The organism is Sphingobium olei (genome assembly GCF_042678845.1).
In the GTDB taxonomy this organism is placed as follows: domain Bacteria; phylum Pseudomonadota; class Alphaproteobacteria; order Sphingomonadales; family Sphingomonadaceae; genus Sphingobium; species Sphingobium olei.
Genome location: NZ_JBHTLS010000123.1, coordinates 70,717 through 80,434 on the forward strand (window position 1 = coordinate 70,717; position 9,718 = coordinate 80,434).

6 protein-coding genes and 1 pseudogene are annotated in these 9,718 nt (G+C 62.1%); 1 reads left to right on the top strand and 6 read right to left on the bottom strand.

What is annotated here, in order from left to right; genetic code table 11:
- Positions 1-3 precede the first annotated feature (3 nt).
- The 6 genes from ACFQ24_RS10800 to ACFQ24_RS10825 all read right to left on the bottom strand — a co-directional run bounded on the left by ACFQ24_RS10800 (position 4) and on the right by ACFQ24_RS10825 (position 8,687).
- Positions 4-3,423 (bottom strand): chemotaxis protein CheB, encoded by a 3,420-nt coding sequence (locus ACFQ24_RS10800; RefSeq protein WP_380911135.1) that lies wholly within the window; start codon positions 3,421-3,423, stop codon positions 4-6.
- Complete coding sequence (locus ACFQ24_RS10805; RefSeq protein ID WP_380911137.1) at positions 3,420-3,980, bottom strand: PAS domain-containing protein; 561 nt, start codon at positions 3,978-3,980, stop codon at positions 3,420-3,422. Before ACFQ24_RS10805 ends, ACFQ24_RS10800 begins: the two co-directional genes overlap by 4 nt.
- Before the next feature lie 347 nt (positions 3,981-4,327).
- Positions 4,328-5,338 (bottom strand): ParB/RepB/Spo0J family partition protein, encoded by a 1,011-nt coding sequence (locus ACFQ24_RS10810; RefSeq protein ID WP_380911139.1) that lies wholly within the window; start codon positions 5,336-5,338, stop codon positions 4,328-4,330.
- 61 nt (positions 5,339-5,399) lie between these two features.
- Positions 5,400-6,602 carry an AAA family ATPase gene (locus ACFQ24_RS10815; protein WP_380911141.1) on the bottom strand — a complete coding sequence of 401 codons (1,203 nt, stop codon included), beginning with the start codon at positions 6,600-6,602 and terminating at the stop codon, positions 5,400-5,402.
- Between the two features lie 329 nt (positions 6,603-6,931).
- Positions 6,932-8,029 carry a replication initiation protein gene (locus ACFQ24_RS10820; RefSeq protein ID WP_380911151.1) on the bottom strand — a complete coding sequence of 366 codons (1,098 nt, stop codon included), beginning with the start codon at positions 8,027-8,029 and terminating at the stop codon, positions 6,932-6,934.
- Between the two features lie 433 nt (positions 8,030-8,462).
- On the bottom strand, positions 8,463-8,687 hold the full coding sequence (locus ACFQ24_RS10825) for a hypothetical protein (protein ID WP_380911143.1): 225 nt from the start codon (positions 8,685-8,687) through the stop codon (positions 8,463-8,465).
- A 229-nt stretch (positions 8,688-8,916) separates the two neighbouring features.
- Between ACFQ24_RS10825 and ACFQ24_RS10830 the strand changes: the two are divergent.
- Positions 8,917-9,609: pseudogene (locus ACFQ24_RS10830) on the top strand (hypothetical protein); the annotation flags it as partial.
- Between the last annotated feature and the right edge of the window lie 109 nt (positions 9,610-9,718).

The window sequence follows — 9,718 nt, forward strand, 5'->3', positions numbered from 1 at the left end:
GTCTTAGTCATCGGAAAGCACCTTCGGTGGCAGATGGATGTCGATGATGAAGGCGTGCCCCTCCACCTTGCGCGATACCTGCGCGCCCAGCTGGCGAGAGGAGGTATCGACCAGGATGGTGCCAAAGCCAGTTCCGTCGGACACGGTGACAGGCTTATCCCCGGTTTCGCGCCATTGGAGGTGTATGCCGCCCTCGCCCACGGTCCAGCCGATCGACAGCGCTCCGCCGGCGGAACCCAGCGCGCCGTACTTGACGGAGTTCGTCGCCCACTCGTGCAGCATGAGCGCCAGCGGAGACAGACAGGAACGCTCGATGCGGCAGTCCGGCCCGTCGATGTCGATTTCGGCATGGTCGAAATAGGGGGCGACGGTCACGCGGATCAGCTCGGCAAGGTTGATCGCCTGAAGCTCGCCGGTCGGCGAGGCAAGCGAGTGAGCGCGGCCTAGCGCGGCGATCCGTTCCCGCACATCGGTCGCAAAGCTGCGCACGTCCTGATGCGAGCGCGCGCCTGCCGAGATCATGCCGCCGACGATGGCGAAGAGGTTCTTCACCCGATGGTTCATTTCGCGCAGCATCAGTTCGCGCGTTTCGGCCAGGCGATATTCCGGCGTTACATCAATCGATACGCCGACAAGGCGGCGCGGCCCGCCCTTCTCGATCAGTCGGCCGAAACTCTTGATCCGACGGGTCTCGCCGCCGTCCATGATGCGATAGCTCGATTCGAACTCGCCCCCCTCCTCGATGACCTTGGCCAGCGCGGCATCGAAGTCGGAGCGATCGTCGGGATGCATCCGGGCCAGGCGCGCTTCCTCGTCCGTTGGTGCCACGTCCGGCGTTATGCCCAGGATCGAACGGGCATGGTCGTCTACGATCGCTTCCTTGGTATCGATCAGATATTCCCAAACGGCAATGCCGCCGGCCTTGATCGCCATCTCCAGCCGCTCGCGTTCCGCCGCCAGATCCCGTTCCATCGACAGCGCTTCGGTGATGTCGGTCAGGACCAGGGTCGCGCCGTCCGTGGTGCCTGATTGGGACCGATAAGGAAGCGTGCGGAGCGACAGGGTGCGCTGGCCGTCGCGTGTCATGACGCGGCGCTGAATGGGCGCATGGCCGTCCGCGACAGCGCGGGCATCCTCCAGATAGCTGCCGCCCTCCAGCCTGGTCGACACGTCCCCAAGCGGGCGGCCCCTGTCGCCCGGTTGCAGTGGAAAAAGCGACGTCGCCGCATCGGTGAAGCTGCGGATGCGCAGGTCCGCGTCCAGCACGATGACAGCCAGATCCGTCGATTCGAAGAAATTGCGCAAATCCGAATTGGCGACCGTCAGCTGATCGACCTTCGACTTCAGCTCGTCATTGACCGTGGACAGCTCCTCGTTGGTGGACTGGAGCTCTTCATTCATCGACATCATTTCTTCGTTGGAGCTTTTCAGCTCCTCGTTCGCCGTTTCCAGTTCTTCCACGGTCGAGCGCAGGCGGTGACGCGTCACCCGCAGTTCGTCCTCCAGCGCGTCGAGATGATCGTCGCCCGAATGCAGTTCGTCGGCATCGCTCTCCAGCGCGGGGCGGAACGGCGCGGTTTCGCGGAATATGAAGAGCAGAGTACCGTCCGGCAGCGGATCGCATATGACGTCGATCTGCTGTTCGCCATATTCCGATACGACCTGCACGTCCCGGGCAACGATGCGCTTACGGTTGTCGCGCCCTTCGCGCAGCAGCGGGCCCAGGACGTTGCGCAGGCCGCTGCGGGCCAGGCTGATCGCGCTGGAACCACCGGTGCGCGTGACGGGAAAGTCGAAATATCGCCCCAGCCGGCCATAGGCGGCGATGATGCCGCCATCCTGATCCAGCAAGAGGCTAGGCGGCGCGTAGCGATCCAGGATACGGCGGGCCGCCATGGTTTCGTCCGCAGCGCGGCGCGCGCTGTCACGGAAGCTCGGCGCATCGACGCGCGTGTTGCGGGTCGTACCGGTGCCCGGAAGATCGATCGGATAGTTGGGCGGTCCAGGCGCACGCCGGAAGAGGCGGGCCTGCTGATCGACGACGGGGAACAGATGTTCGAACCGGCCGACGCTTTCCGAAGGGCCCAGGAACAGAAAGCCGTCGGGCCGGATTGCATAATGGAGCAGCGGCATCACTGACTGTTGCAACCGGTCGTCGAAATAAATCAGCAAGTTGCGGCACGATACGAGGTCGATTCGCGAGAAGGGTGGATCCTTCACGATGCTATGATTGGAAAAGCGGATCATGTCGCGAATCTGCGGCGCGATCACGAACCGCTCGGCATGCGGAATGGCATAGCGCTCGCGGAAGGCGGGAGGAATGTCCGCAAGGGCGGAGGATGGATAGGCCCCTTCCCGCGCGATCTGAAGCATGCGCTCGTCGATATCGGTCGCGAAAATCTGAATCGACGCCGGCGAGGCCCCCGCCGCGCTGGCAGCATCCGCGAACAGCATGGCCATGCTATAGGCTTCTTCGCCCGACGAACAGCCGGGCACCCAGACGCGGATGTCGTCGCCGTCGGCTTCGCTGATAAGTGGCTCCACCACCTTCGTGCGCAAGAGGTCGAACAGTTCGGTGTCCCGGAAGAAGCGGGTCACGTTGATGAGCAGATCGCGGAAAAGCGCCTCACATTCTTCGGCGTCCGATTTGACGCGGGCGAGATATGCTCGTCCGGAATCGATACCCAGCACATGCATGCGCCGTTCGACCCGGCGGATGAGCGTCGTCCGCTTGTAGCCGGAAAAGTCGTGCCCGACCGCCGCGCGCAAGGCCTTGCACAGGTCGTCCACATGATCAGCTACGAGTGTCGCCTCGACTTCCGGCGCGCTTCCGACCGTGCGATTGAAATAGGCGAACAGACAATCGAGCATCTCGCCAGGCTGTTTGATATAGTCGACCAGGCCCGTGCCGACCGCGGAGAGAGGCATTCCGTCATAACGAGCGCTTTCGGGCTGCTGGACCAGGCAGACGCCGCCATGTTCCTTGACCGCGCGCAGCCCGGTGGTGCCGTCAGCCCCTGTACCCGAAAGTATGACGCAGGCGGCGTCAGCCTGCTGGTCAGCGGCGAGCGAGATGAAGAAATCGTCGATCGGACGACGCAAGCCGCGCGGCTGCGCGAAATCGGTCAGTTCCAGCCTGCCCTGCCGGATAGCAAGGCCATGCCCTGGCGGGATGATGTAGACCTTGTCCGCCTCGATGCGCTCGCCCCCTTCGCATTGAAGCACTTCCAGCCTCGTATGGCGGTCCAGCAGTTGCGCCAGCATGCTTTCATGGTTGGGGTCGAGATGCTGAACGATGACGAAGGCCATCCCCGTGGCGCTTTGCGCCGGCGCGAGCATGTCGCGCAACGCCTCCAGTCCGCCGGCGGAAGCGCCTATGCCAACGACCGGAAGGCGGGAGGAAGATGCTTCGCGATCGGTCAAAGCAGGTGACCGCTATCCAGTTGCCCCAGCGTCAACTTCGCCTGCGCGATCGTGGCCGCCGCGTTCGCGATCGTCATCAGCGACCCTTCGATGATGAGGCCGCTGTCGGCCAGCACGGGGCTGAGCCCGACGAGAGTCTGCCCCAGGCTCGTGTCATATTCGGCCAGCAAGCCTGGCTGCGTCCGGCTGATGTCGAATTGCGAGGCGAAGATGTAGAGCAGGGCGCCGGATTGTGCGCGCAGCTTCGTCATGTAGAGCAGATTGACGAAGGGCTGCCCGTCCTTGCGGAAATTCACGATCGACGTGCGTACATTGGGACGCCGATCGTCGGCGAGAAATTCGCGGATCTGGCCCCGCGCCTCCTCATTGCGGCTTTCGCCCTGCAAGAACCGGCAGTTCCGACCGATAATCTCACTTGCGCCGTAGCCCGTCAGTTGGTGGAAGCGCTGGTTGGTAAGTTGGAGCGGATGATCACCCTCGGCCGCCCCCAAGGAGAGAGCCACGGTCGAGCGCTCGAAATAATCCCTGAGTTCGCCCGGAATGGCGTCAACGGTCATGGGCTCTCCAAGGACTAGAGCAGCAGCCGGTCAGCAATGCTGCCGGCAGCGCAGAACCGAGGCGATACTGAGCCAAATTCCGCAACACAAGTCATCCCAAATTGATCTGGATCATCACGGCGCCAACGCGCAAGCGGCCAGTTGGTGCCGCCCCCGTACTGAAGGGCATATGCATTGGCTTTGGGGATGCGTCATGGAGCAAATGGCGTCATCCAATCTCCGTCGCTACGATGCCATGACAGCCCCCTTCCCCGCCTGCTCTGGACGAAGTGTGGCCTCGGCCTGATGCTGAGCCCGAGGCATTCGACGCGCAACTGGGCCATGCCCCTACCCTCTAAGGCTAAGCCTTAAGCCCAAAGGTCGCGAACGAGAGTGAGCAACGCCTTTTCGGCATCCTCGCGCGTGCCGCCGCCTCTGGGAAGAAGCGTCAACGTCATTTGCTTGGGCGTGTGCCTGTCGATCTTGAGGATCGGTTTGCCGTCCGCGTTGTGCAGGATATTTTCCGATCCTGTCCTTTTGGGGGATCCTGTCTTCCTGGGGGCTCCCGTCGCCGCGTTTGCAAGATCGCGGATGATGTCCACAACTGGCAGTCCCCCTGCCCCCTGCTGCCATTGTTGCGCCAGTTCCGCCGCGCGCAACGCCACCCGCTTGCGTTGGTCCTCCGGCTTCAGCAGCGGCTTCAGCATGGTGACATGCTTGATGCGCAGGGCGTGCGGGTCGGGGAATGCGGCCATGAGGTCGTCAGGCAAGCGCGCCAGATCGAGATAGCGGCTGAGCCAGCTTTGCGAGACGTTGAGGCGTTCTGCCATCCGCCCCTGGTGGCCTTCATAATAGCCCTCCAACGCCTTCAGATAATCTCGTGCCCGCTCGAAATCGGTTATGTCTTCCCGCGCACGATTTTCGAGGTCCGCGAGGCGGAATGCCTCTTCGTCGGTCAGCTCGCGGGGCTCCACCAGGAAGCGGAATTCGGGATAATTATGAGCCCGCAGCCATGACACCGACCAGTGACGCCGCGCACCGCATATGATTTCGAAATCATAGTCGGCATCCCCTCTAACGCGGCGCACGATGGCGGGGACTTCCTGGCGTCCCTGTGACTTGAGACTTTCAATCAGGTCCGCGCATCGCTGCTCGTTCAACAGGGCATAGTCGCGATTATGCCCTGCCCACAACCGGCACCGCGCAGGATCGACCAGCTCGTGCGTCCGTTGCACGATGGCGCCCGACGCCAGCTGCGCAATACGGTTCTCACGCCCCGAAAGGATCGATCCCATCTGGCCCCGCGCGCGGGGCGCATCGCCGCCAGGGACAAGTCCGGCGGCAAGCCCTTCAGCGAAACTCTTGTTTTTTCCGCTCATCTGTCAATCCTCATTGCCGCAAACGCCGCGCCCTGGCATCGCTTTTTGCACCGGTGCAAAATCAGGCATGTCCTTCCTGACGCAATCGCGTCGCGTGGCTGGGCCAGGTCATGCGAATGTCGATCTCGACCTCTGAATTCACGCCGTCGAGGTAGGTGAGACAGCGCTCCCGGACCGAGCGGCTCGTGAGGGGGCCTTCCAGTTCATAGACGCTCATCAATCGCGCCGTAGCATTGTCGATTTCGGCAGAATCCTTGAGCGGCGTGCGAACGATGCTGTGGCCGTAAAGCGAGCGCATGAGATTGAGCATCTCCTTCTGCATCGACTTCCCCTCATCCACCTTGGAGGCGACAAAGCGCAGGAAACTAAGCCCGGTGGGAAAGCCCATCTCATGAAGCTGCGCCATCGTCTCCTCCAGCATGCTGAGGAAAGCGGCAGTCGAAGAGAAGTCCATCACGGTCGGAGGGACGGGCACTACCAGCGCGTTTGCGGCACGGAGCACGGACAGCGAAATCGCGCCGAGTGCTGGCGGCGGATCGATGACGATGACGTCGAAACGATCGGCGATGGACTGTATCCCCTCGGCCAGCCGGTTCAGCAGCGTCGACTGCCCCCGCGCCATGCGCCCCGCCAACTCATATTCCGATTGGAAAAGCCGCAAATTGGCGGGGATCAGCTCAAGCTGGTCGAAATGCGTTTTGCGCAGGGCATAGTCGAGCGAACTGATGTCGTCATGGCGAAGAAAGGGGTAGAGGGTGTCATCCTCCGTCAGATCGAGGTCCGGCACATAGCCGAACAGCGTCGTCGCCGATCCCTGGCTGTCGCAGTCGATCAGGGCGACGCGATAGCCCTGAATCGCCAGATATTGAGCCAGATGCACAGAGACGGTGGACTTGCCCACGCCCCCCTTGAAATTCTGGACCGCGATCACGGCGCAGGGGTCGTCCGGTGCGCGCCAAGGGCGGGTGCCGAACAGGCCGCGCATGTCGTTGAGCTGCGCAAGCGTATAGCCCACGCGCCGCCCGTTTTCGGTGCGTGGAGGTTCTGGCAAGCGGCCATCCCGCTCCGCTTCACGGATGGCCTGCGTCGTCCTTCCAATCAGCTCGGCGGCTTTGCCGATAGGAAAAGTCGGCTCGCGCCGATCATTGGCGCGCGCGGCCTGGGCGTTGTCCCGGAGCCGTTCCAGTACAGTATTGGAACGCGCAGCGAGATCGGACACCGCAGCGAAGCTTGCGTCGATCTGGTCGGCAGGCACGCTTGCCATTTACATCCCCATTTTTGAAGCTGGACGCCTTATGGCTCAGCTTGCAATTTTTTGTCAACGGCAGCGAGATTTTCACAAGCTGCAGCCTGACATGCCTGGGTGCAAAATCTGGGGCATAAGCCACTCCATTCGAGCGACCTCGCGCTTAGATAAGGACGGGTAGATAAGGACGGGAGCGCGGACTTCGTCGACGGTCCATCGAGCGAACCTGACCAGCTGGGGGCGTTGGGTGAGAACGCGCTTTGCTCACTCCGACAACTATCACACCTGACTGATTGGGGGAGGGCGGAGTGGTTAAGATCGTCATTTTGCACCGGTGCAAAATAGTGTCAGGGCCGGCCGCGCCGCGAAGCGTAGCTCTCGCAAAATCCGGTCCATGACTGCTTGAGCTTGTTGCCGGAAAGGTTCGACAGTCTCGCGCCCATATGCTCGCGATATGCAGCGGCAATGAGGTCGATGTCCCATCCACCGCCATGGGTGCGCGCGATATCCCGGAACACAGGGGTGGCAGCGTAGTGGATACTTCCGAGCGGGAATGTGACCACTGCCTCTGCTTCACCGTCCTGGGGGCGCGATCGGGCGGGGATGGGGCGTACGCTTGATTCGCCCAACGGCGCGACGATAGTTTCCGTCCCACCGTCCCGGCGCGACCGTCGGCCCGCTGAATGTCTCTCGAGTTCGTCCACCGTCGATATCTGCTGCGGTGCGTCTTTTGCCTGAAAGCGAATTTCGATCTCTGCGACGGCCCGCCCTCGCCGGACTTCCTTCCACTCCACGGTAAAGTGGGCGAGTTGATCGATCTCGGCTTTGGCCGTGGTGAGAACCTTGCGACGCAACTGGGCGAAATCCTTATATACGTCGGGATCGATCCCGAGCGCGGCGCGGAGAGCCGTGACGTCGCCTTTCCAAGTCGATTGCCGCCTATGGATGCGCAGCGCTCCCATTTCGTACAGCCGGAGCGCGTAGGTCGAGCGGAAGCCCAACACCGCCTGCCGGTTCAGCACGGCATAGGTTTCGGACTCCTGGATCAGCCGTCGCGCGTCGGGGGTGAACTCCCACTCTATCCACCCTCCTTCATGGCCCTCTTCCTCGACTTCTTCCTTGGACATCTGGATGAGGGGGAAACGCCGCGTCGCCTTACGCCCGCGCCAGGACGTATCATCTTCGGCGAACAGGGTGCGATGAAGTTCCTCCAACATGTCAGCGATTCGCTCATTACCCTTATGGCCCCGGCGGATATCTGCCTTGCGCATCCTGTGCGGAATGTCGCGCCAGGCATCCCCCCCCGCGGTCAGGATCATCAGCGCCAGCAATCGAGAGGCAGTCAAACTGAGCGATTGACCCTTGATGAAGCGGACTTCGACCAGCCTGCCCGGTTTGGCAAAATCGTCATTGTCTCGATGCGCGAGCGCTGCTGCGACACGCATCGCGCGATTAGGGGTTTCACCGTTCACATCCGCGGAATCGTTTGCCATGATGGTCGGCAAAGATGCCTGACCTGACCTAATGGGTCAAGTCAGGTCAGGTCGAGCGAAATGACGCCCCCTTCCGGTCAGGTTCATCCTGCCGCCCGCGCTGATACCTCCCTGTGAGAGGCAGGAATAAGGCGGACGTCGCGGCCCCCGTGGGGTCAGGGCAAAGCCCCCCGCGGGTCAGGGAAAGCCCCCCAACTGGTCAGCCTGCATCCCCCGACAGGTCAGGATAGCCGCGCCCGACTCATGTTGAACCCACGATTCGCGATCCCGGAATCAGAATCTCCTGAATCAGAACGAACCGACCGCTGGTCGGCGGGTTTTGGATGCGAATGATTTCGGATGACGGCCGAACCCTTGTGTCGATCCGCTCGACACCACCGCACTTTCAGCTCAGCAGTGGGTGAGCGAAACGCATGTCGTCGAGCAAACCCTCGATGATCGCCACGTCGCGCACACTGCCCGTAGGCGTGACGGTCCAGTTACAATGCGGGTGCGTCTCCCGATCATAAAGCCGGATAACACCGATTGCCTTGCGCCAATGATGTTTGCTCCGTCCCTGCTCGCGGAGCAGGCGGGCCACCAGCAAGTCGATCATCTGGTCTCTGGTCATCGCGCTCTTAGGCCCCCGCCGCGAGGCAAGGTCAAGCCAGGCTTTCCATCCGACCTGAAAAGCGAACGGACCGAAAGAGGCCCGCCGAGAAGAGCGGGGGTCGCGACGATTTCATCATCGTCTCATCATCGTCCTCTGTGCTTGGCTTGTCGGAGCCGATATGTGAGGAAGGCCCCGCCACCTACGCATGACATGGATAGCCGGAGCGAAGCGCTTGCAGATCAAATGGATGACCTGGCCGATCCGGTGCGTGGCCATGCTGTGCCTGAGCTTGGGGGCACCATCGGCTGCGGCCGATCCCGCTCCATTCGAACTGCCCGGTCCGTCGCTGCGCATCACCGTCAGCCGGGGCACGCAAAGCCTTCCTATCACCCAGCTGCCCAGTCTTGCCGACGGCGACAAGCTGAGCGTGGAGGCGTTGCTTCCGGCGGACCAAGGCGCCCGCTTCATCCTGGTGGCCGCTTTCCTGCGGGGCGCCACCAACCCACCGCCCAAAAATTGGGTCCATTTCGCGGAAACATGGGCGAAGAAGGTTAAGGACCGAAAGCTTGATCTTACAGTGCCTGCAGGCGCGCGACAGCTGGTCATGTTTCTGGTGCCTGACACCGGAGGCGCGGAGGGGACGCTGGTCGACGCCGTGCGTGGCAAGCCCGGTGAATTCGTCCGTGCGACGCAGGATCTCAACCAAGCCTCGCTCGATCGATCCCGGCTCGATGCGTTTATCGGGGCGATCAAGGCGCAGGAGAATAGCCACCCGGAATATTTGCGGACCCTGGCGCCCGCACTCGCGCGCAGTCTCTCGATCAAGCTAAACGAGGAATGCCTGTCGAAAGTCATCGAAATGCAGGCAGCCTGCCTGCTCGACAATCGCGAGTCGTTGGTTCTGGCCGATGTTCACACCAGTTCCATATGTGGACGGCTCCCTCTTGCAAGGGCTGAACGGAAAATTTGATCGGATCGCTTGCTTCCATATGTCCGGCCTTTCGGTGCGGTCGCACGTGACCGCTGGCCAAGATGGTTTCCGCGGTGTG

Excerpts from the sequence above, each read along its gene's own strand:
- ACFQ24_RS10815 (WP_380911141.1), bottom strand. The coding sequence starts at position 6,602 with ATGGCAAGCGTGCCTGCCGACCAGATCGACGCAAGCTTCGCTGCGGTG.
- ACFQ24_RS10805 (WP_380911137.1), bottom strand. The coding sequence starts at position 3,980 with ATGACCGTTGACGCCATTCCGGGCGAACTCAGGGATTATTTCGAGCGC.
- ACFQ24_RS10810 (WP_380911139.1), bottom strand. The coding sequence starts at position 5,338 with ATGAGCGGAAAAAACAAGAGTTTCGCTGAAGGGCTTGCCGCCGGACTT.
- ACFQ24_RS10825 (WP_380911143.1), bottom strand. The coding sequence starts at position 8,687 with ATGACCAGAGACCAGATGATCGACTTGCTGGTGGCCCGCCTGCTCCGC.
- ACFQ24_RS10820 (WP_380911151.1), bottom strand. The coding sequence starts at position 8,029 with ATGCGTGTCGCAGCAGCGCTCGCGCATCGAGACAATGACGATTTTGCC.